Genomic DNA, 20210 nt, shown 5'->3' with positions numbered 1-20210 from the left:
GCGTTTCGGCATGCCCCGGATCGGCGGCATGACGCGCCTTCACGATCGTCGCCTCGCGGCATCGACACATCCGGCCGCCACGATGTCGCCGCTGGACACCACCCGAAAGGAGGGGGCTAGCCCCCTCCCTCCGGAGGGTGGCGGAGCAGCACGACCTCCACGATGCGGAAAGAATTTCACCCGCGTGGAAGAATTCCCCCGGAGCGCTCCGTAGGCGATTTCTCGCTAGACGATTCTTCACGTGGAGAATCGCCTGTGAAGCACCCGCAAGAATCACGACGCGGCGCCTCCTGCAAGCCCGCGCCGCCCGAGCCCGGCCGGCCCGGGTAGCACCGGCCGGGCGCGCCTGCCGAGCAGCGGCGGCAGCACCGCGCCGGCGATCATCGCCAGGCCCAAGCCGCCCATCGTGAGTCGCGGCACGATCCCGGACTCAGCCAGGGGAATCGACTGCGGAGTGGCGGACACGAGCTCGACCACGGCCGCGTCGTCCACCACCTCCGCGTCTCCTCCCCCGTCGACGAGGTCGTCTTCGGTAGCGCCGTTCCCGTCTCCTTCGGCGCCGCCGCCGGGGCCGTCACCCGAGCCGCCCGGACCATCGTCGGAACCGTCGGGGCCGTCCGAGTCGCCCGGGTCGCGGCCGCCGGAGCCGGCATCGCCCGGGCCGCCCGAACCGCCGTTCGCGTCGTCCGGCCCATCACTGCTGCCACCCCCGGACGGAGACGTCGACGTGTCCTTGGCCCCGCCCGTACCCGTGAGGCACTGCGTGGAGCCCTGCCGGTCGCACGCCGGCGGGTAGGGCGCGGTCTGGGCGAGCCGGTTGCCGCCGTCGGGCGAGAACGTCGGGTTGTTGCAGTCGCGGATGCCCTTGATCACCGGGTCGCCACCCGGGATCTTCCGGATCTGCTGCTGGCCGGCCTGGACCAGGTTGATCGGCAGGGGTGAGTAGCCGAGCACGTCGGCCTGCTGCTGCCCCTCGCACAGGAAGTACGCGCCGAAGTCGGCCAGGGTGAGTCCCTTGTCCAGCGTGAATCCGGCGTCCCGCGAGGTCGGCAGGATGATGTACGAGTAGCTGGACAGCGGGTACACGCGCCGGTCACCGAACCGGTACACGTCCTCGAGGTTCTGTGTGAGGTAGTCCGGCGAGCTCTTGTCCTGGTTGATCTTGGCCCGCAGCAGCGCGACCGCGACGTTCTGCGCCGTCGGCTCCGTGTAGTAGCCGGACTCGTTGAGCATCTTCGCCACCGGAAATTTCGCGTTCAGCGCGTAGGAGTACTCGACGAACGTGATGGCCCCCACCGCGTGGGACTGCGCCACGTAGCTGGCCACGCCGTTCGACTTGGCGCGAGACACGAAGCCCGTCCCAGGCACCACCGGGTAGTTGGACGTGATGCCGCAGTGCCCGTTCACCATCGGACGGCCGGCCTTCTCGCAGTACGCGTCCCAGAGCGCCGTCTGCTCCTGCCGCATCCAGATCGAGAACTGCGCCGTCGCGCCGGACCCGTCGGATCGCACGACCGGCACGATCGGGATGGCCGGCAGCGCCAGGAGCGGGTTGTCTTTCTTGATCTGCGGGTCGTTCCAGCGAGTGATCTCGGCCGTGAAGATCTTGGCGATGGTGTTGCCCGACAGCCGCAGGTTGGTGACCCGCTTGCCACCGATTTGCAGGTTGTACATGAACGCCGTGCCACCGGCCACGATGGGCATGTAGGCGAAGTCGCGCTGGGGTCGCAGGTCCTGCTCGTTGGAGTTGCTGACGGCGTACGGGATCTCGCTGACGCCGAAGTCGGCGGTGCCGTTGGCGAACGCGTTGCGCCCCGCGGTGGAGCCCTGCTGGTTGTAGGTGATCTTCCACTGATAGTTGCTCCACACGTTGCGGATCCACTGGTCCAGTGCGTTCGCCGACCAGGTGGAACCTTCCCCCTTGATCGGGGCATGCACATTCCCGACGGCGGCGGGCACAGCGGCCCGCGCGGCGTCGGGCCGCTCGGCCGCCGGCGCTCCCGTGGCCGTGTTCCCAGGGACCACCGCGCTCAGGACCACGAACACGATTCCCAGCACGACGACGAGTGCCCGCGCGACCCGGGCGCGCTGCGCGGTGATGGTGGTCATCGTCCGGTCTCCTTGTCGGTCGGGGTATCGGTGGGTCTCTGTGGATGCGGGCCGCCGTTGATGGCATGCACATCGGCCGCCTCGCGCTCGGCCGCCGTCGTCCCGCCTGCCGCAGCCAGGCCGACGGGACCGAAGCGCGCCGCGAGCCGCGCCGAGGCGCGACGCGCGCGGGCTGCGCCGCGGGAGCTGAGCTGTCCCGCGCCCTTGCCGCCGATCACGCGCGCGAGGGCGAACAGCCCGAAGACCATCACCATGAGCACGGCCGCGGCGCCGAACCCGCGCGCGATCTGCGTCGGCTCCGGGCTCTGGACGAGCGTGAACGTCGCGTAAGGCAGCGAGACCATCGGCCCGGTGAACGGGTTCCAGTTCATGTAGGTGGTGTACCCGGCGACGAGCATGATCGGGCTGGTCTCGCCGATGCCGCGCGCGGTGCCGAGCACGATCGCGGTCGCCAGCCCCGACCGGCTGGTCGGCAGCACCACGTGCCAGATCGTCGCCCAGTGACTGGCGCCCATCGCGAACGACGCCTCCTTGAGCGTCTGCGGCACCAGGCGCAGGACGACGTCGGCGGACCGGACGATGATCGGCAGGATCATGATCGTGATCGCCAGCGCCGCGGCGAACCCGGACTGCGGCAGGCCGAACATCAGCACGTAGGTGGCCAGGATGAACAGGCCGCACAGGATGGACGGCAAGGCCGTCATCGCCTCGGTCACCGTGCGGACGATGCGCGTGAACGGGCTGGGGAACTCCGCCAGGCAGACCGCCGTCAGCACGCCGAGCGGGATCGAGATCGCCAGGGCCAGCGTGATCATGAACAGCGTCCCGACCGCGGCGTGCACCATGCCGCCGACGGTCAGCGGGTCCAGCGGGCCGGCGAGCGACAGGTCCTGCGTCCAGAAGTTCAACCTCAGGAACGCCGGTGCCCCCTCGGCGAGCGCGAAGGAAACGACCACCGCCAGGGCCAGCAGCAGCACGATGGCGCCCGAGTGGATGACGACGCCCGCGACGCGGTCCTTGATGGTGACTCGATCGTCGTCGAAGCTGATCAGGATCACGAAGTAGCCCAGGAAGAACACGTACGAGATCAGCACGAACGGGAGCGCGCCCTGGACGGGCAGCACCTGGGTGAACAGCCACTCCGTCGTCGCGATGCCGGCCGCCGCCGCGCCGACGACGCGTAGCACGTCCTTCCGCTGCAGGCCCGACAGGACCCGCCGGGTCTCAGGCGGGGGCGGGGCGACGCGGCCGTCCCGCCCCGGCAGGTGAGTGCGGGTGTACCTGCCCGGCCGGTCCGCACGGCGCGGGGTCCGGGGTGTACCGGCGGGTGTCTCGGTGGCGGTCATGATCTCTCGCTCCTGGTCAGCTCGCGGCGCCCGAACGCGAGCGCTGGATGATGAAGCCGGCGACGAAGTTGACGAGCATCGTGATGAGGAACAGCACCAGTCCGGCGGCCATGAGAGCGGAGACCTCGAAGTCGCTGGCCTCGCCGTGGCGCAGGGCGATCAGCGCGCTGATCGAGTTGCCGCCCGTGCCGAGGATGTGCCAGTTGATGTAGTAGATCGGGCTGATCACCATGAAGACGGCGATGGTCTCGCCGAGCGCGCGGCCGAGGCCCAGCATGCTGCCGCCGATGATGCCGCCGGCCCCGAACGGGTAGACGACGTTCCGGATGACGCCCCACCTGCTCGCGCCTAGTGCCAGGGCACCTTCGCGCTCCCCCACCGGCGCCTGGTCGAACACCTCGCGCATGATCGACGTGGAGATCGGCGCGACCATCATCGCGACGACGAGCCCGGCCAGGAACGCCGTCGCCGTGAACACCGTGGGCGTGGCCAGCGGGTCGTCCGGGTCGAACGCCGGGACGGCGAAGATGGGGATCCACCCGAAGTTGGTACTTATCCACTCCGACACTGGCAGCAGGTTCCCGTCGAGCCAGAAGGCCCCCCACAGCCCGTACACGACGCTCGGGATCGCGGCCATCAGGTCGACGACACCGATCAGGAACCGCTTGATCCCTTGCGGGGCGTACTCGGAGATGTAGGTGGCGGTGAGCAGTGCCAGCGGGACCGCGACGCTCAGGGCGATCACGCCGATGACGATCGTCCCGAACAGGACCGCCGCGATGCCGAACCGGCCGTTGTCCGGCTCGAAGGTCTGCTCCGTGACGAAGTCCCAGCCGGCGGCGTCGATCGCCTGCGAGCCGCGCCACAGCAGGAACACGCCCACGAGGGTCATGATCAGGAGCACCAGGGTGCCGCCGGAGTGGGCCGCCACACGGAAGACGTTGTCCTGCCAACCGCGGCGGCTCACGAGCGGACGGGTCGGGTCCACGCGGGCGTCACGCGGGGCGGGAGACGTCTCCAGGCCGAGCTCGCGCAGTTCCCTGCGCTGTCTCTCCAGTTCCGCGACCGCGACATCCCCCGGGACACCGGCTGAGCCGCCACGCGGTTCCCCGGAGTTCTCGTCGGCGTCGGTACTCATCGTGCGGTCCTCCTGCCGGGCTCGGACATGGGTCCCGTCACCCCCCGGTGATCTCGCCGGCGCCGGCGGAGCTCGTGGTCGTGTCGGCCGCCGCCTCGTCCGGAGACTCGCTCGCCGTCTCGGTGGGACCGGTCGTCGGCTCGTCGCTGGGTTCCGGCGTCGGCGATCCGGTCGGATCGGAGGTGGCGTCGTCGTCGGATGGGGTCGTCGTCGGGTCGGTGGGCGTCGGGTCCGGGGACGGCGACGGAGAGGGCGACGGGGACGGGGTTCCGACGGCGGTCCCCGGGTCGCGCGGCCCGGTTCCATCGGCACCGCCGTCCGTGTCTCCGTCCCCGCTGCCGCCCGACGGCGCGTCGTCGGGCTCGGCCGGTCGCGATGCCTCGTCCTCGTCGTCTCTCTGCGTGTCCCGCGCCGGCCTGCCGTCCGCGTCGTCCTTCCGGGCCGGCTCCCCGGCTCCGGACGACTTCGTGTCGTCGTCACCCCGCCGGTCCCGCGCACGGGCGGCGTCGCCGGCCGTCGTCGCGTCGCCGAGCAGGCCGCCGAGCACGATCGCGGACGCGAAGAACTCGAAGTGCCAGGGCTCGGGCTTGACCCCGTCGAGGCGCGCCCAGGACGGGTTGTCCCACCCGTACGCCGGGCCGTGCTCGCGCAGCCACCGGTACTCGGCGCTGCGGCCGGTGTTGATCGGTGCCCCCAGGTCCACCGCGAGTCCCCAGCCGTGGTTCGACGTCCCCGGGACCGCGGCCAGGTAGGGCTTGACCTTCTTGAGCCGGACCTGCGCCGCGTACGACCGGTAGGAGTCGGTGATCGGGATCGGCTTCCCGAAACGCTTCTCGAACCTCCGGTTCAGCCCTTCCAGCGCCGCGGCGGCGTCGCACCGCAGCAGGTGGCCGGCCGCGAAGTCCGGTTCGCACAGCACGTCCGCGGGAATGCGGCCGTTCGCGTACCGTGCCGCCTCCTCGGCGTACCGGTGGACCGCGTCGATCACACTCGTCCGCAGCGCGCCCGATCGCCGGTCCGCTCCCCCGTCGTCGCCGCGCCGTGTCGCGCGGTCCAGCAGGCCGGCCAGGCGCTTGGCTGCTCGCACCAGGTCGTCGAGCTCGACCGGGTCGCCATGGTCGTGCCGGCCCGCCTCGGCGTGGCCGCCGGCGTGGCGACCGTCGTCGTGAGGTCGGTCCGCCGCGGCCTGCTGCGCCCGGAAGGTGGAGTACAGCATGCCGAGCTCACCGGCCGCCTGGACCACTCGGGGATCGGCACGCCGTCCCTGCTTCTCGATCCTGCGTTCGGCATGCTCCAGCACGGCCCGCACCTGTGCGAGCGCCGCCCCCTCGGGCCCGGTCGCCGGGGCGTGCGCCTCGGCCGGAACGTGCGCCACCGGCCGCAACGGCGCCTGCTCCTTCGGCGGGGCCGCCGGGAACGTCCCGCTCGCCGACGTCGTGGCGTGCGCCGAGCCGGCCGGGAACGCCACGGCGAGCGCGGCCGGCGACGGCTGGGACGCCGTGGACACGATCACGACGAGGCTCAGTCCGCCCGCCAGGGCTGCCCGGCCGAGCCGAGCCCGTGGGGTGGCGGGCCGGGGCAGGCCTCGCGACGACCGCCGAGCACGGCCCGGCACGCGGTCGGCACTGGTGCGGGTCATCGGACGCCACCTTTCTCCCCGGCAACGGTTCGGACGGTGGCATCATCGTCAGGGGCTGACCGGGCGGGCAAACAACGCGAAAACGGCAAGCAGGTAGACGAACGGCGAGGTCGAGATGGACGCGAGGTGGACGAGCCCGAGGGCCGGCCCCGGCACCGGCGAGAATCCGCGATTCCTGGCCTCGTTGCCCGCCGCGGCCACGGGCGTCGGCGCCGCCCGACGAGGCCACGGCGAGCGCGAGGACCACCCGAAAGGAGGGGGCCGAAAACCCCCTGCGGTCGGTGATCGCCCCGCCCTGACGCTCCGGCTGACGCGGCGGATCGGGCGTGACGTCGTCGCCGTCATGTTCGCCGCCAACATCGCCGCCTACCTGTGCGCGTTCACCCTGCTCGACCAGACCGGCGCCGTGCACACCGCGCGGAGCGAGGACTGGCGCGTGGCGACCACCGTCCTGCTGGTCGCCTTCCAGGCGCTCTGGCTGCACTGGCTGGGACGCCAGGCTCTCGGGACGCTCCTCGCCTCCCTCGTGCTGTGGTTCGGCGCGATGCTGATCGGCGGAACCGACGCGCTCCTGCTCCAGCCGGGTGTGCTGCTGGCCGTCTTCAGCTACGCCGCCGAACGGTCCGGGCGCCGTCGCGCCGCCTTCGTCGGCGTGATAGTCCTGACGACGGCCGGGGTGCTGCTCGCCGACGAGGCGCTCCACCCGACGCCGGGCGCGCCCGGATGGCGGGCGCCGGCGGTCGTCGCGGTGTGCGTGCTGACCGGGGTCGGCGTCGTCGCCGGCCCGGCGTTCCTCGGCGCGTGGTACGCGCAGTTGCGCGACCGCGCCGAGCGGATCGCCGCCCTGGCCCACGAGATCGCGGGGCGCGAGGCGCACCGGACCGCGGACGCCGTCACCGCCGCGCGTCGCACCGTGGCCCAGGAGCTGCACGACACGTCGTCGGCCCATCTCGCAGCGATCCTCACGCTCAGCACCGCGGCCGAGGCGAGCACGGCGTCCGGCGTCGGGGCCGACCCCCGCCTCATCGCCCAGATCCGCGACGAGGGCGAGCGGCTCTACCAGGGCTTCGAGCGCATGGTCTCCCGCATGCGCCACGACGATCGCACCCTCGCCGGGTCGCACCAGCCCGGGCACGCCGCGGGCCAGCACACCGTGGCGCAGGTCGCCGGCCTGACGGCCGAGCACCACGACGCCACCGGTGTCCGGGTGAGCCTCCGGCACGACCCGGGGCTCGCGGAGATCGACCAGCGGCTGGGGCCCCTGCGCAGCCACACCGCCTACCGTGTGGTGCAGGAGGCGCTGAGCAACGCCCGCAAGCACGCGCCGGGGACGGAGATCACCGTGACCCTCACGGACGACGGTTCCAGCCTTCTGCTGCGGGTCGAGAACGAGGCGCCCCCCTTCCCGGAGGGAACCGATCCGGGCGGTGGCGCGACCGCGTCGCACAGTCTGAGCCTCGGCTACGGGATCGAGGGGATGCGCGACCGGCTCGCCGCCGTGGGCGGTAGCCTGCGCACCGGCCCCCGGCGCAGCGGGGGGTGGGCCGTGCAGGCCTTCCTGCCGCACCCGCCGTATCGCACGCCGACCCCGGCGCCGGCGAGGCCCGGTACGAGTGAGGGAGAGGCGATCACGTGATCACGACGCTCGTCGTGGACGACGCAGGGAGTGTCCGCCGTTCGTTGCGCCTCCTGCTCGAGACCACCGACGACATCCGCGTCGTCGGCGAGGCGAGCAACGGGGCCGACGCCGTGCGCCTGGCCCGCACGCTTCGGCCCGACGTCGTGCTCATGGACCTGCGGATGCCCGGCGGTGGCGGCTTGGACGCGATCGAGGCGCTGAGCGGCCCGGGCGTGACCGACCCCATCCCGGTGCTCGTGTTCACCACCTTCCACCTGGATGAATACCTCTACGGCGCGTTCGAGCGCGGGGCCGTCGGCTACTTGCTCAAGAAGAACCCCGGCGACATCCCGGCCGCGATCCGCGCGGCCGTCAACGCGAGCGCCCTGCAGTCGCCGGCCGTCCGGGAACGGCTGCTGGCCGAGTACGCGCGCAGCAGCGGGCGCACCCGCCGCGAGGGCTCTCCGGAACCGGCTGCCCCCACCGGCGATCCCGCCGATCCCGGCCCGGGCGGCGCGGCCGGCGCGGGCGGCGCAGCCGGCGAGAGCATCGCCGACCTGCTCACGGACCGGGAGCTGGAGGTGGTCGCCGCCCTCGCGGAAGGGCTGAGCAACAAGCAGATCGCCACCCGGCTCAGCCTCGGCGAGAACACCGTGAAGTGGCACATCGGCAACATGCTCGACAAGACCGGGACGCGCGACCGTACGCAGCTCGCCATCTGGGCCTACCAGCACGGGCTCAATCCCTGATCGACACGACCACGTCACCGGCGCCGTGCCACGGTCAGGTCGGCGCTCCCGCGCGGCTCGGTGCGCTACCGGCTTCCACCCGCCCGGCTACGGAGACGGCGCAGCATCCTCGGGTCCTGGAACCCGACGGTCCGGGCCGCCGACTCGACGGTGGCGCCGTGGCCGATGAGGTGCTCGGCACGTTCCCGCCGCAGGAGCTGCTGGTAGCGCAGGGGCGTGAGCCCGGTGGCGCGGGTGAACGATCTGGTCAGCGTCCGCTCGGCGACGCCGGCGTGGGCGGCCAGGTCGGCGAGCGGGAGGGTCCGCGCGAAGTGCGCGTCGATGTGGTCCTGGACGCGGTGGACCGTGTCGTCGACGTGCGACCGGTGTCGCAGCATCGCGCTGGCCTGCGGCTCGACCCCGTTCCGGCGGGCGTGGACCACCATCTCCCGGGCCACCCGCGCCGCGAGCGCCGGGCCGTGGCGCATGGCGAGCAGGTGCAGCGAGAGGTCGATCCCGCTGGCGATGCCGGCGGAGGTGACCACGCCGCCATCGGTGGTGAACAGGACGTCCCGTACGACACGCGCCCGCGGGTACCGGGCGGCGAGCGCGTCCTGCACGGCGTGGTGGGTGGTGCAGCGGCGCCCGTCGAGCAGCCCGGCCTGGCCGAGCGCGTCCGAGCCCGCGCAGACGCTGGCGACGGTGCCGCCCGCCGCGTGGTGCGCCGCGAGCCGCTCGCGCATCGGGGCGCTCAGGTGCGGCCAGGCGTGATGGTCGTCCCCGACGCGCCAGCCGGGGACGACGACGAGGTCGTCCGGGCCGAGGCTCGGCCATTCGGCCCCGGCGACCAGCGGGAGGCCCTGTGCGGAGGCCACCACTCCGGCGTCGGGCACGGGTTCGTCACCCGCTCCGGTGCCGACTCCCCGACCGCGCCCCCTGCCGGCGTCGTCCCCGGATCCCGCGACGTAGTGCAGGTCGTAGCGGTGGCCGAAGTCTCCGGCGGTGAAGAACGCCTGGGCGGGGCCCGCCAGGTCGAGCAGGTGCACCCCGGGCAGGAGGAGGAAGACGACGGTGGTCACGTGGCCGATGCTGCCACCTCGGCGGCGGCTCCGGGGGTCCGGCCGGCCTCCGCCTCGAGCTCCGCGACGGTGGCGATGCGCGCGAAGCGGTCGCGGAGCACGGCCTCGGTGCGTTCGAGGATGTCGGCCGCGCTGAACGGACCGAGCGGGTCCGTGCTCGTCGCGTCGCCGACGAACGTCATGTCGTAGCCGAGGTCGGAGCCGACGCGCGTGGTCGTCTCCACGCACTGCTCGGCCCGGATGCCGCAGACGCGCAGTTCGGTCACGCCGTGGGTGGTGAGGATCTGCTGCAGGTTGGTCGTGGTGAAGGCGTTGTGGGAGGTCTTCCGCAGCACCGGCTCGCCGGGCAGGGGTTCGTTCAGTTCCTCGAGCAGCCGGACGTGGCCGGACTCGGGATCGAACGGGGTGCCTGACCCGGGCTCGGTGTGCAGCACCCAGACCACGAGGTCGCCGGCCGCGCGGGCCAGGGAGACGAGCCGGTTGACAGGCTCCGCGACGCCCGGGTTGAGGGTCTGGGCCCACAGCGGGCGGACCCGGAAGGACTCCTGGACGTCGATGACGATCAGTGCTCGCAGTGCTCGGTTCATGGCCCCAGTCTGTGCCGGGGCCGTGCGCCGGCGGGAGGCCCGATCAGGTCGCGGGGCGGACGGATCCGGTCTCGCCCCGGCTTCTGGCCCGGTCGAGCAGCTCGGCGACCTCGCTGTCCTGTGTCTGCCCGAAGTCGCCGTACCACTGGCCGACGGCCATGAACCTCGCCGGCTCCGCCAGGCACACGACGTCGTCGGCGTCACCCCGCAGCGAGCGGACGGCGTCGGCCGCCCCGACCGGCACCGCGAGGACGACGCGGCGAGCTCCCTGTGCCCGGGCCACCTGGCAGGCCGCGCGGGCAGTGGCCCCGGTGGCCATGCCGTCGTCGACGATCAGCGCGGTCCGGTCCGTGAGCGCGATCCGTTCGTGCTCTCCCCGGAACCGCTTCACGCGGCGCGACAGCTCGGTGCGTTCGGCGCGCTCGACGTCGGCGAGTTCCTCGGCGTCCATGCCCACGTGGCGCCAGACCTCGTCGTTGAGCACCCGGACGTCGCCCTCGCCGATCGCGCCCACCGCGTACTCGGGCCGGTGCGGCACCCCGAGCTTCCGGACGACGATGACGTCCAGCGGGGCGCCCAGCTCCCGCGCGACCTCGAACGCGACGGGAACTCCGCCGCGCGGCAACCCGAGCACCACGACGTCGTCGGCGCGCAGGGCCTCCAGGCGCCGGGCCAGCCGGCGCCCCGCGTCGGTGCGATCGTCGAACAACATCGTCGCCTCGTGTCCTCCCTCCCAGCCTATCGCCGAGCCCTGCGGCGGACAGCCCCGGGGGCCGCGTCGACGAGAATGGCCGCACCCGCCCGAGAGAGGAAACGGATGACTCCCACCGGACCGATCGTGGTGCTCGGCAGCGCCAACATGGACCTCGTCACGCGACAGCCGCGCCTCCCCGCGCCCGGCGAGACGATCGCGGGGACCGGATTCGCGACGGGAGCCGGCGGGAAGGGGCTGAACCAGGCCGTCGCCGCGCGCCGCGCGGGCGCCGAGGTCACGTTCGCCGGCGCCGTGGGCGACGACGGCTTCGGCCGGGAGCTCCGCGCGTTCCTCGAGGCCGAGGGCATCGCCACCGCACACCTCCGGACCTCCGCGCAGCCCACCGGGATCGCGCAGGTGAGCGTGCTCGCGGACGGCGAGAACGGCATCGTGATCGTCGCCGGCGCGAACGGCGAGGACGAGCTCACCGACGGGGACCGCGCGGCGATCGCCGGCGCGTCGGCGCTCGTCGTGCAGCTCGAGCGCCCGCTCGCCCTCGTCGAGCGAGCGCTCTCCGCGGCGCGCGCGGCGGGCGTCCGGACCGTGCTGACCCCCGCCCCGGTCGACGGCGCCGCCGCGCGCCTCCTGCCGCTCGTCGACGTCCTCGTGCCCAACGAACCGGAGGCGCTCGGGCTGTCCGGGGCGGCGGACGTCGAGGGGGCCGCGCGGCACCTCAGCGAACGGGTGGGCACCGTGATCGTGACGCGCGGGCCGCGCGGGGCGCTCGTCGCGCGCGAAGGCGGGATCCTCGCGACGGTCGAGGCCGTCGCCGTCGACGCCGTGGACACGACGGGGGCCGGGGACACCTTCGTCGGCGTGCTCGTCGCCCGGCTCGTGGAGGGTGCGGTGCTCGACGACGCCGTGCGCGCCGCGACGGCCGCGGCCGCCATCGCCGTCACCCGCCCCGGCGCGGCGCCGGCGATGCCCTACCGCGCGGAGATCGAGGCGGCGCTCGCGCGGAGGGTGGGTACGGGTGGCGCTACGAGGTCCACTCGCTCATGAGTCGAGGGAACCCGCCGCGCCGGAACCCTGGTGCCACGGGTCACCCCGGTGCAGGTCTCAGAGCCCGACCGGTTCGCCGTCGCGCCAGACGACTCGACGGTTGCGGCACAGGCAGAAGGGGTGTCCGACCGGGTCGGTGTAGACCCGCCAGCCGTAGCCCTCGTCCCCGATGAAGTCCTTCTGGAGCGTCGCGCCGAGCTCGACGACGCGGCGCTGTTCGGCCTCGACGTCGTCCACCTCGAAGTCGAGGTGGTACTGCTTGGGATGCTCGTCGCCGGGCCACGTCGGCGGGGTGTAGTTCTCGACCCGCTGGAAGGCCAGCTCGATCTCGCCGAATCGGATGCCCGCCCAGCTGTCGTCGCTGTCCTCCTTGACCGCGCGGCCCGTCACCCGCGAGTAGAAGGCCGCGAGCGCCATCGGGTCCGGGCAGTCGATGATGAAGTCGGTGAGTTTCAGCACCGGCCGATCATGTCACGGAGCGGGGAGTGACCCGAGCTGTTTTCGGGCGACGAGCGCGCCGTCGACCCGGCGCGGCACCGTGCTGTCGTCCCGCAGTTCCGGCGGCAGGAGGTGCTCGGGTGCGTCCTGGTAGACGACCGGGCGCAGGAAGCGACGCAGCGCGGTGGCGCCGACGGAGGTGTGCTGCGTGTTGGTCGCCGGCCAGGGCCCGCCGTGGTGCTGCGCCCACGTGACGGCCACGCCCGTGGGCCATCCGTCGAACAGCACCCGGCCCGCCCGGGTGGACAGCTGGTCGGCGAGGTCCGCCAGGTCGTCGTCCGCGGTCCCGTGGATCGTCGCCGTGAGCGATCCGGGCAGCGCGTCCACCGCGGCCTGGAGCTCGTCCGCGCCGTCGTACGTGACCAGTACGGTGGCCGGGCCGAAGACCTCCTCGGTCAGCACGTCGGCCGCGGCGGCGAAGCGCTCCGCGCCGACCGAGTAGACGGCCGGCGAGCCGGGCCCGTCGGGCGCGAGGACCTCGGCGACGCCCTCGACCCCGGCGAGCCGGCGGGTCCCGGCAACGTATGCCGCGGCGATCGTGTCCGTCAGCATCGGCATGGCGCCCGGCTCGACGAGGCCGGGCAGCGCCGCGGCGAGCTTCGACCCGGTTGGGACGAGGACGACTCCCGGCTTGGTGCAGAACTGTCCGACGCCCAGCGTGAAGGAGGAGGCGAGGCCGGCCGCGAGAGCCGCGCCGTGTGCGTCGTCGGCGGCCTCGGTGACCACGACCGGGTTGATGCTGCCCAGTTCCCCGTAGAACGGGATCGGTCGCGTCCGGCCCGCGGCCCGGTCGGCGAGCGCCCGGCCGCCGCGGACCGAGCCGGTGAAGGCGCCGGCGTCGACGTCCGGATGCTCGATCAGCGAGATGCCGGCCTCGAATCCCTCGACGAGGCCGAAGAGTCCGTCGGGCGCTCCGGCGTCATGCAGGGCCGCGGTGACGATCCGGGCCGTGCGGCGGGACGTCGACCCGTGGCCCGGGTGGGCCTTGACCACCACGGGGCAGCCCGCCGCGAGGGCGGATGCGGTGTCGCCGCCGGCGACGGAGAACGCGAAGGGGAAGTTCGACGCGGAGTAGACGGCGACGGTTCCCACCGGCACGAGCCAGCGGCGCAGATCGGGGCGGGGCTGCGTGGCATCCCGAACCGCGTGGTCGATGGTCGCCTCGAGGTAGCCGCCCTCGAGGACGACGTCGGCGAACAGCCGCAGCTGTCCCGTGGTGCGCGCCACCTCGCCGTACAGCCGGCCGGTCGGCAGGCCGGTCTCGCGGGCGGCGACGGCAACCAGCTCGTCACGGGCCTCGTCGAGCGCATCGGCGACGGCTCGCAGCCACCGGGCGCGCTCCGGCCGGGTGGTGCGGCGTACGGCGGCCTTGACCTCGCGGCCGGGAACGACGTCGGCGATGTCGGTGACATCCGGACGGGCGGGGCTCATGCGGCGATCTCCTCTCCCCTCGCCAGGATCCTGGCGAGGGCGGCGGCCTGGGCGGGGCTGGGGTCGACGAGGGGTGCGCGCACGGACCCGACGGGCATACCTCGGAGCCGCAGGCCTGCCTTGATCAGCGAGACCGCGAACCCCGGCGTCTCGTCGCGCAGCCGTACCAGGGGTGTGAAGAAGCCGTCCAGGAGCTCCTGCTGGGTCGTGGCGTCGTCGGTCATGTAGGCGTCGTAGAACGCGTTGGCGATGGTGGGCGCCATGGCGAACGTGGCCGAGGAGTACAGGGGTACGCCGATCGCCCGGTAGGCGAGCTGGCTCGACTCCGCGGTGAGCAGCCCGTTGAAGAACTGCACGTCGTCGCGCCCCAGGCGGCGGGCGGCGAGGACGAACCGCTGCATGAGGGCCACGTCTCCCACGCCGTCCTTGATCCCGGCCACCTGCGGGCTGTCCAGCAGCCGCAGCACCGATTCCTCCGTGAGGCGCGCGTTGGCACGGTGGTAGGCGATCAGCGGCAGGTCGGTCGCCTCGGCCACCGCCTCGACGTAGCGCACGATCCCGCTCTGCGGCGCGGCGACGAGGTACGGCGGCATCACGAGCAGTGCCTCGGCGCCGGCGTCCTGTGCGAGGCGCGCGCACTGACGGGCGTGGCCGACGGGCCCGCCGACCCCGGCGACGGCGGCGGTGAGCCGCCCGACGCGGCGCGTCCGGCGAGCCGCGTCGATGCCCGCCCGGACGACGGTCCGGTACTCGTCGACGGACAGGGCGTGGAACTCGCCGGTGCCGCACGCGACGAACGTCGCGCCCGCACCGGCCTCCACGCCGTCGGCGACGTGCCGGGCCAGGACGTCCTCGTCGACGCGGTCGTGCTCGTCGAACGGCGTCACGGGGAAGAAGAGGGCGCGCGTCAACGGCGGCAGGAGGCCGTCGTCCGCCGGGACGGATCGGGACACGGCCGGTTCGTTGGTGAAGGGCATCACGATCAGTACCTCGGGAGAGCGGACGAGTAGGTGGGGTCGAAGCACCGCATGTACCCGGCGTCGTCCCGGACCGACCGGCCGGAGTCGACGTAGACGCGGTGCTGTCGTTCGAGAGCGGCCTCGTCGAGCACGACGCCGAGACCCGGGGCGTCGGGAACCGTGACGGCGCCACCGGTGATCTCCAGTGCTCCGGAGCGCACGACGTCCTCGGCACCGTTCCACGGGTAGTGCGTGTCGCAGGCGTAGGTGAGCTCGGGCGTCGCGGCGGCGACGTGCGTCATCGCCGCGAGCGAGATCCCCAGATGGGAGTTCGAGTGCATCGAGACCCCGACTCCCCAGTGGCCGCAGATCGCCGCCAGCTCCCGGGTGTGCCGCAGCCCGCCCCAGTAGTGGTGGTCCGAGAGCACGATCTGGACCGCGTCCTTCGAGAACGCCTCGGCGAGCTGCTCGAAGGACACCACGCACATGTTCGTCGCCAGCGGCTGACTCACCTCGCGGGCCACGGCGGCCATGCCGTCGATGCCGAGGACCGGGTCCTCGAGGTACTCGAGCACCCCGTCGAGCTCGCGGGCCACGCGCACCGCGGTCTCGTGCGTCCAGGCACCGTTGGGATCGATCCGCAGCGGGAGACCAGGAAAGGCTTCCCGGAGGGCGCGCACGGCGGCGATCTCCTCGGCCGGAGGGAAGACACCGCCCTTCAGCTTGATCGACCCGAAGCCGTACCGGTCCACGAGTGCGCGGGCCTGGTCGACGATGCCCGCCGCGTCGAGGGCGGCACCCCAGGTGTCGGGCTCGGCGTCGTCCACGTCCGCCGACCGAGGATGCCCCGCCCACTTGTAGAACAGGTACGCCGAGTACGGCACCCGGTCGCGGACCCGCCCGCCCAGCAGCTCGGCGACCGGGAGCCCGGTGAGCTTGCCCTGCGCGTCGTGGGCCGCCACGTCGAGCATCGAGTACACCACCCGGCGCTCGCGGCGGCTCAGCGGACCGTCGTCTCCCCCGAGCTCCGCGTCGACGGCGGCCTCGATCCCGTTGAGGTCGAAGACGGACAGCCCGACGACGGCCCGCCGGACCTGCTCGACCCGGGCGGCCACGGCGGCCCCTCCGCCGCCCTCGCCCAGCCCGATCACGCCGCCGTCGACGACGAGCTGGACGATCGTGCGCAGGGCCAGCGGCTCGTGGACGCCGTCGGCGTTGAGCAGCGGAGGATCGCTGAAGGCGATCGGCGTGACGACGAGGTCTCGGATGATCATGGTCAGCCCTTCGTTGCTCCGGACGCGATGCCGCGGATCAGGGACCGTTGCATCAGCAGGTAGATGATCAGGCTCGGCAGGAGGGCAAGGAGCGCCCCGACGAGCAGGACTCCCGAGCCCGTCCGGGCGTCGACGCGCAGCACGCTGAGCGCGACGGTGAGCGTGTAGTCGTCAGGTGTGTCGGCAGCGATGAGAGGCAGCAGGTACTGGTCCCAGATCATCATGAAGCCGAAGATCGTCACGACGCCGAGCACGGGCCTGGACAGCGGCAGGATGATGGTCCACAGCATCCGCAGCTCACCGACGCCGTCCAGCCGGGCGGCTTCCTCGATCTCGCGCGGGATCTCCTTCATGAACTCGGTCATGACGAGGATCGAGAACCCCCAGACGGCGACCGGCAGGATCACTCCCCAGGGCGTTCCCCGCAGGCTGATGCCCGTACCGGCGACGTCACCGATCACCTGCGACAGCGGGATCGCGATGATCTCCTCGGGCAGCATCATCGTGATCAGGAAGAGCATCATGGCCACGGCCTGGCCCCGGAACCGGTGGCGCGCCAGGGCGTAGGAGACGAGGATCGCCACGGTGATCTGCAGGACGAGTCCGCCGCCGACGATCACCAGCGAGTTCCAGAAGTAGCCGAGCACGCCGCGGTCGATCGCCGTGGCGACGGCGGCCAGGGAGGGCTCGGCGGGGACGAGCCGCAGGGCGGTCGAGTCGTTCTGGCCGTCGAACGCCCCGGAGAGCACCAGGACGAACGGCACCGCGAAGACGCACAGCACCACCGCGCACAGGACGAACCGCAGCACGTTCGACGCGCGGAACCCCGGCTCCCAGCCGAGCGCGCTGTCGAAGCGGCCGTCGGCCACGCGCCGGTCACGCCGGACGACGAGCTTCTCGTCGAGGGTGGTCATGCCAGCTCCTTCCGGCGGGTCGCGATCCGCGCGACCAGGGTCAGCGTCAGCGTCGCCAGCAGCAGCAGAACGGAGGCCGCCGAGGCGACGCCGAGGTCGTTGGCGTCGAATCCGAGCGAGAACGTCCGCGTCATCCACACCTCGGTGGCCCCCGCCGGCCCTCCGCCGGTCAGCACGTACACCTCGGTGAAGATCCGCAGCGCCCGGATCGCGGCGAGCGTGAGGACGACGCTGACGGCGGGCCGCAGGGCCGGTAGGACGATGTGGCGCATGCGCTGGGCGATGCTGACGCCGTCGACCGCCGCCGCCTCGTAGAGCGTGCGGTCGATCCCGACCAGGCCCGCGAGGATGATGACCATGTTGTAGGGGGCGGCCGTCCAGATCCCGACGACCATGACCCAGAACAGCGCGGTGTCCGGGTCGCTGAGGAACTGCTGCGCGGGCAGCCCGAGCGCGCCGAGCACCTGGTTGGCGAAGCCGCTCTCGGTGGGGAAGAGGATGACCCGCCAGACCTCGCCGATGACGGCGACCGCGGTGACGACGGGGAGGAACACCGCCGTGCGGACGAACCAGAGCCGGCACGAGGTGCCCTCCATGAGGAGGGCGAGCGCACCGCCGATGACCAGCGCGCCGAGGGTGGTCCCGACCGCCAGCAGGAGCGTGTGCCCCAGCGCGTCGACGAACCGCGGATCGCTCAGGACGGTGACGTAGTTACCCAGGCCGAGCCACTCGTCGCCGAGGAAGACCTGAACCTTGAAGAAGCTCATCCGAATGCCCTCGAGCATCGGCCCGAACTTGAACAGGAACGCCAGCAGCAGACCCGGCGCCAGGAAGAGCCACGGGACGAGCCCCCGGCGGACGCGCCGGGCCGAGACCGTCCTCATCCGGCCAGACCGTCGGCCTCGAGCTGCGCGACCAGCTGGGCCTGGACCTCGCTCACCCCTGCGGCGGCGTCGGCCTGGCAGTCGGCGGCGACGGCGTTCATCCCGTCGGCGACGATCTGCCGGTAGGGCAGGAAGTCGATCGACCACGGGAAGTGCTTCGAGTCCGCGTAGGCGTCGGCGACGAGGTTCCATCGCTCGTCGTCCTTGACGGCTCCGACGTCGACGTTCTCGTTGACGGGGATCCGCACGACCGGCTGGGCAGTGACCCCGGCGTCGTTCGCCTCGGCCTTCATCATGAGTTCCTGCGCCTCCGGGGTGATGAGGAACTCGGCGAGCTGCCGCTGGAGGTCGGCCTTGTCGGAGCTCGCGCCGAAGTAGATGTTCTCCCCCTCGGAGAAGGATGTGGTTCCGGCCGGGCCGGCCGGCATCGGCACGATCTCGACGTTGTCCCGGCCCACCAGGTTGTCGAACGTCGACAGGTTGTAGGGGCCGGTGAGATAGATCCCGGCGGTCCCCTCGCCGAAGAAGGGCGTGTCCGCGGTCGTCAGGTTGACCGATCCGGGGACCACGACGCCCGGCGTGCAGAACTGCTCCTGGATCCACTCGATCGCGGTGACGGTCTCCGGGGAGTCGAAGACGGCAGCGAACGTCCCGTCCCCGTTGTCCTGGAGGATGTCGCCGCCGGCCTGCCAGATGTAGGGCACACCCCACCGGAAGATGTAGCCGCTCTGCGCGGAACCGGGGACGACCATCCCGTAGGTGTCGTCCTCTCCGTTGCCGTCGGGGTCCTCGGTCGCGAACGCCTCGGCGAGCGCGGTCAGATCCTCCCAGGTCTCGGGGGCGTCGATGCCGAGCGCCTCCCGCCAGTCACGGCGGACGACGGTGATGTTGGCCTGCCGGGAGAACGGCACGCCGTACACGCTGCCGTCCGCGCCGATGTTCTCGTCCCAGGTGGACTGGGGGATCTGGTCGCCGCCGTCGATCGCCTGCGGGTCGACGGGGAGGACCAGCCCTTGCTCGACGTAGTTGCCGAGGGATCCCGCGTCGTTGATGAACAGGTCGGGCAGATCCCCTTGCTGGGCCCGCGCCTGCAGCTGCGTGTCGAACTCCTGCACGGGCTGGTAGTCGATCTCGATGCCGGTCTGCTCCGTGAAGGCGTCGAACGCGAACTGGTAGCTCGCTGCCGACTCCTCCGCGCTGCGCGTCCAGATCTCGATCGACCCGTCCGCGTCGCCGTTGCCGGATCCGCCCGCGGAGCACGCCGCGAGGCCGGCGACGGCCAGGGCCCCGACGGCGGCACCCGCGCCGAGACGTGCCATTCGTGTCATTCGTGAATTCACCGTTGAACTCCCATTCACATATGCAGACATATTCGTGTCGTCGAACGTGTCCGTACAGTAGGATCGCCTTCAAGATGGTGTCAACTGTTCCGGAGAGGACGAGGAGGTCCGCGGGTGGCGAGACGACGGCGATACCTGATCACGGGGGCGGCGGGGGCGGCAGCCGCGGGGATCCGGCCGATCCTGCGGGACCGAGGAGCTGACCTGGTGCTTCTCGACGTCGCGCCGGTCCGCGCCGGCACCGGCGAGGTCGCGATCCGCGCGGATCTGACCGACGCCGCGGCCGTCCAGGACGCACTGCGCGGGGTCGACATGGTGATCCACCTCGGCGGGTTCAGCCGCGAACGGCCGTGGTCCGACATCGCGCACGCCAACATCGACGGCACACGAACCCTGCTCGAGGCGATGGTGCGCGCAGACGTCCGGCACGCGCTCATCGCCAGCTCGACCCACGTGGTGGGGTTCTGGCCGATCCCGTCCCGGCGCGTGGAGAGCCTCCCGTCCCGTCCCGACTCCTACTACGGGGTCAGCAAGGTGGCGATCGAAGGTCTCGCCTCGGCCTTCGCCGACCGGCACGACCTCGTTCTCACCCTGGCCCGCATCGGGACGGTCGAGCCCGCTCCGTCGTCCCCCCGGTCGCTGGCGACGTGGTTGTCCTTCCCCGACCTGGTCCGGCTCGTCGAGGCGACGGCCGGCCACACGGTTCCGGGCGCCCACCCGGTCTGGGCCGTCTCACGCAACACGCGACGCTGGTTCTCCCTGGAACCGGGCCGGGCGATCGGATACGAGCCCGAGGACGACGCCGAGGAGTACGCCGCTCGGTTCGCCATGCCCGACGACGCCGGCAACGGGCTGATCGGCGGCGCTTTCGCCGATGCGTCCCACCCGCTGGGGGTGGCATGGTGACCGG

Annotated in this window: 18 protein-coding genes; 4 read left to right on the top strand and 14 right to left on the bottom strand. The window is 72.4% G+C overall.

Annotated features, from left to right (window positions below; translation table 11 throughout):
- Nucleotides 1–273 precede the first annotated feature (273 nt).
- From IIE03_RS18320 to IIE03_RS18305, 4 genes are read right to left on the bottom strand one after another with little or no spacing between them, the layout of a single operon-like run.
- Nucleotides 274–2109 (bottom strand): phosphate ABC transporter substrate-binding protein PstS, encoded by a 1836-nt coding sequence (locus IIE03_RS18320; RefSeq protein ID WP_192864205.1) that lies wholly within the window; start codon nt 2107–2109, stop codon nt 274–276.
- Entirely contained in the window at nt 2106–3455 is a 1350-nt protein-coding gene (locus IIE03_RS18315) for a PstA family ABC transporter permease (RefSeq protein ID WP_192864204.1), read from the bottom strand. Before IIE03_RS18315 ends, IIE03_RS18320 begins: the two co-directional genes overlap by 4 nt.
- A gap of 16 nt (nt 3456–3471) precedes the next feature.
- Nucleotides 3472–4593 carry a phosphate ABC transporter permease subunit PstC gene (gene pstC, locus IIE03_RS18310; protein ID WP_192864203.1) on the bottom strand — a complete coding sequence of 374 codons (1122 nt, stop codon included), beginning with the start codon at nt 4591–4593 and terminating at the stop codon, nt 3472–3474.
- A gap of 37 nt (nt 4594–4630) precedes the next feature.
- On the bottom strand, nt 4631–6232 hold the full coding sequence (locus IIE03_RS18305; protein WP_192864202.1) for a D-alanyl-D-alanine carboxypeptidase family protein: 1602 nt from the start codon (nt 6230–6232) through the stop codon (nt 4631–4633).
- Nucleotides 6233–6347: 115 nt separating this feature from the next.
- Here IIE03_RS18305 and IIE03_RS18300 point away from each other — a divergent pair, with 115 nt between their 5' ends.
- Nucleotides 6348–7868, top strand: coding sequence for a sensor histidine kinase (locus tag IIE03_RS18300; RefSeq protein WP_192864201.1), 1521 nt, complete (start codon nt 6348–6350; stop codon nt 7866–7868).
- Entirely contained in the window at nt 7865–8599 is a 735-nt protein-coding gene (locus tag IIE03_RS26835) for a response regulator (RefSeq protein ID WP_192864200.1), read from the top strand. Before IIE03_RS18300 ends, IIE03_RS26835 begins: the two co-directional genes overlap by 4 nt.
- Before the next feature lie 65 nt (nt 8600–8664).
- On the opposite strand, the gene IIE03_RS26830 is transcribed toward IIE03_RS26835, so the two are convergent.
- Genes IIE03_RS26830 through IIE03_RS18280 form a run of 3 tightly spaced genes read right to left on the bottom strand, consistent with a single transcriptional unit; the run spans nt 8665 to nt 10956 of the window.
- The gene (locus tag IIE03_RS26830; protein WP_192864199.1) at nt 8665–9657 is read right to left on the bottom strand and encodes a GlxA family transcriptional regulator; all 993 of its coding nucleotides are present in this window, start codon (nt 9655–9657) and stop codon (nt 8665–8667) included.
- Entirely contained in the window at nt 9654–10244 is a 591-nt protein-coding gene (locus IIE03_RS18285; RefSeq protein WP_192864198.1) for an isochorismatase family protein, read from the bottom strand. The genes IIE03_RS26830 and IIE03_RS18285 overlap by 4 nt, the downstream gene beginning before the upstream one ends.
- A gap of 43 nt (nt 10245–10287) precedes the next feature.
- Nucleotides 10288–10956 carry a phosphoribosyltransferase gene (locus IIE03_RS18280; protein WP_192864197.1) on the bottom strand — a complete coding sequence of 223 codons (669 nt, stop codon included), beginning with the start codon at nt 10954–10956 and terminating at the stop codon, nt 10288–10290.
- 105 nt (nt 10957–11061) lie between these two features.
- Here IIE03_RS18280 and IIE03_RS18275 point away from each other — a divergent pair, with 105 nt between their 5' ends.
- A complete protein-coding gene (locus tag IIE03_RS18275) occupies nt 11062–12000 on the top strand; it encodes a ribokinase (protein WP_192864196.1) in 939 nt (312 codons plus the stop codon).
- Between the two features lie 57 nt (nt 12001–12057).
- On the opposite strand, the gene IIE03_RS18270 is transcribed toward IIE03_RS18275, so the two are convergent.
- The 7 genes from IIE03_RS18270 to IIE03_RS18240 are packed head-to-tail and all read right to left on the bottom strand — an operon-like array spanning nt 12058 to nt 19288.
- Nucleotides 12058–12459, bottom strand: a complete 402-nt coding sequence (locus tag IIE03_RS18270) for a VOC family protein (protein WP_192864195.1) — start codon at nt 12457–12459, stop codon at nt 12058–12060.
- A 12-nt stretch (nt 12460–12471) separates the two neighbouring features.
- Nucleotides 12472–13929 (bottom strand): aldehyde dehydrogenase (NADP(+)), encoded by a 1458-nt coding sequence (locus tag IIE03_RS18265; protein WP_192864194.1) that lies wholly within the window; start codon nt 13927–13929, stop codon nt 12472–12474.
- Entirely contained in the window at nt 13926–14882 is a 957-nt protein-coding gene (locus IIE03_RS18260; protein WP_318843062.1) for a 5-dehydro-4-deoxyglucarate dehydratase, read from the bottom strand. The genes IIE03_RS18265 and IIE03_RS18260 overlap by 4 nt, the downstream gene beginning before the upstream one ends.
- A 29-nt stretch (nt 14883–14911) precedes the next feature.
- On the bottom strand, nt 14912–16162 hold the full coding sequence (locus tag IIE03_RS18255) for an enolase C-terminal domain-like protein (protein WP_192864192.1): 1251 nt from the start codon (nt 16160–16162) through the stop codon (nt 14912–14914).
- A gap of 2 nt (nt 16163–16164) precedes the next feature.
- Nucleotides 16165–17076 carry a carbohydrate ABC transporter permease gene (locus IIE03_RS18250; protein ID WP_192864191.1) on the bottom strand — a complete coding sequence of 304 codons (912 nt, stop codon included), beginning with the start codon at nt 17074–17076 and terminating at the stop codon, nt 16165–16167.
- Nucleotides 17073–17960, bottom strand: a complete 888-nt coding sequence (locus IIE03_RS18245; RefSeq protein WP_192864190.1) for a carbohydrate ABC transporter permease — start codon at nt 17958–17960, stop codon at nt 17073–17075. The genes IIE03_RS18250 and IIE03_RS18245 overlap by 4 nt, the downstream gene beginning before the upstream one ends.
- Nucleotides 17957–19288 carry an ABC transporter substrate-binding protein gene (locus IIE03_RS18240; protein WP_192864189.1) on the bottom strand — a complete coding sequence of 444 codons (1332 nt, stop codon included), beginning with the start codon at nt 19286–19288 and terminating at the stop codon, nt 17957–17959. Before IIE03_RS18240 ends, IIE03_RS18245 begins: the two co-directional genes overlap by 4 nt.
- A 126-nt stretch (nt 19289–19414) precedes the next feature.
- Between IIE03_RS18240 and IIE03_RS18235 the strand changes: the two genes are divergently transcribed.
- Nucleotides 19415–20206 carry an NAD-dependent epimerase/dehydratase family protein gene (locus IIE03_RS18235; protein ID WP_192864188.1) on the top strand — a complete coding sequence of 264 codons (792 nt, stop codon included), beginning with the start codon at nt 19415–19417 and terminating at the stop codon, nt 20204–20206.
- Nucleotides 20207–20210: the final 4 nt, after the last annotated feature.

The sequence above is a fragment of the Myceligenerans pegani genome (assembly GCF_014892515.1).
Lineage (GTDB): Bacteria > Actinomycetota > Actinomycetes > Actinomycetales > Cellulomonadaceae > Myceligenerans > Myceligenerans pegani.
Note: the sequence above shows the minus strand (reverse complement) of the source record. Positions and strands in the feature narration are given on the sequence as shown.

Bases quoted from the DNA above. Each gene is read 5' to 3' on its own strand.
- IIE03_RS18275 (WP_192864196.1), top strand. From the start codon at position 11,062: ATGACTCCCACCGGACCGATCGTGGTGCTCGGCAGCGCCAACATGGAC.
- IIE03_RS18305 (WP_192864202.1), bottom strand. From the start codon at position 6,232: ATGACCCGCACCAGTGCCGACCGCGTGCCGGGCCGTGCTCGGCGGTCG.
- IIE03_RS18300 (WP_192864201.1), top strand. From the start codon at position 6,348: ATGGACGCGAGGTGGACGAGCCCGAGGGCCGGCCCCGGCACCGGCGAG.
- pstC (WP_192864203.1), bottom strand. From the start codon at position 4,593: ATGAGTACCGACGCCGACGAGAACTCCGGGGAACCGCGTGGCGGCTCA.
- IIE03_RS18255 (WP_192864192.1), bottom strand. From the start codon at position 16,162: ATGATCATCCGAGACCTCGTCGTCACGCCGATCGCCTTCAGCGATCCT.
- IIE03_RS18285 (WP_192864198.1), bottom strand. From the start codon at position 10,244: ATGAACCGAGCACTGCGAGCACTGATCGTCATCGACGTCCAGGAGTCC.
- IIE03_RS18250 (WP_192864191.1), bottom strand. From the start codon at position 17,076: ATGACCACCCTCGACGAGAAGCTCGTCGTCCGGCGTGACCGGCGCGTG.
- IIE03_RS18265 (WP_192864194.1), bottom strand. From the start codon at position 13,929: ATGAGCCCCGCCCGTCCGGATGTCACCGACATCGCCGACGTCGTTCCC.
- IIE03_RS18315 (WP_192864204.1), bottom strand. From the start codon at position 3,455: ATGACCGCCACCGAGACACCCGCCGGTACACCCCGGACCCCGCGCCGT.
- IIE03_RS18240 (WP_192864189.1), bottom strand. From the start codon at position 19,288: ATGACACGAATGGCACGTCTCGGCGCGGGTGCCGCCGTCGGGGCCCTG.
- IIE03_RS18280 (WP_192864197.1), bottom strand. From the start codon at position 10,956: ATGTTGTTCGACGATCGCACCGACGCGGGGCGCCGGCTGGCCCGGCGC.
- IIE03_RS18245 (WP_192864190.1), bottom strand. From the start codon at position 17,960: ATGAGGACGGTCTCGGCCCGGCGCGTCCGCCGGGGGCTCGTCCCGTGG.
- IIE03_RS18320 (WP_192864205.1), bottom strand. From the start codon at position 2,109: ATGACCACCATCACCGCGCAGCGCGCCCGGGTCGCGCGGGCACTCGTC.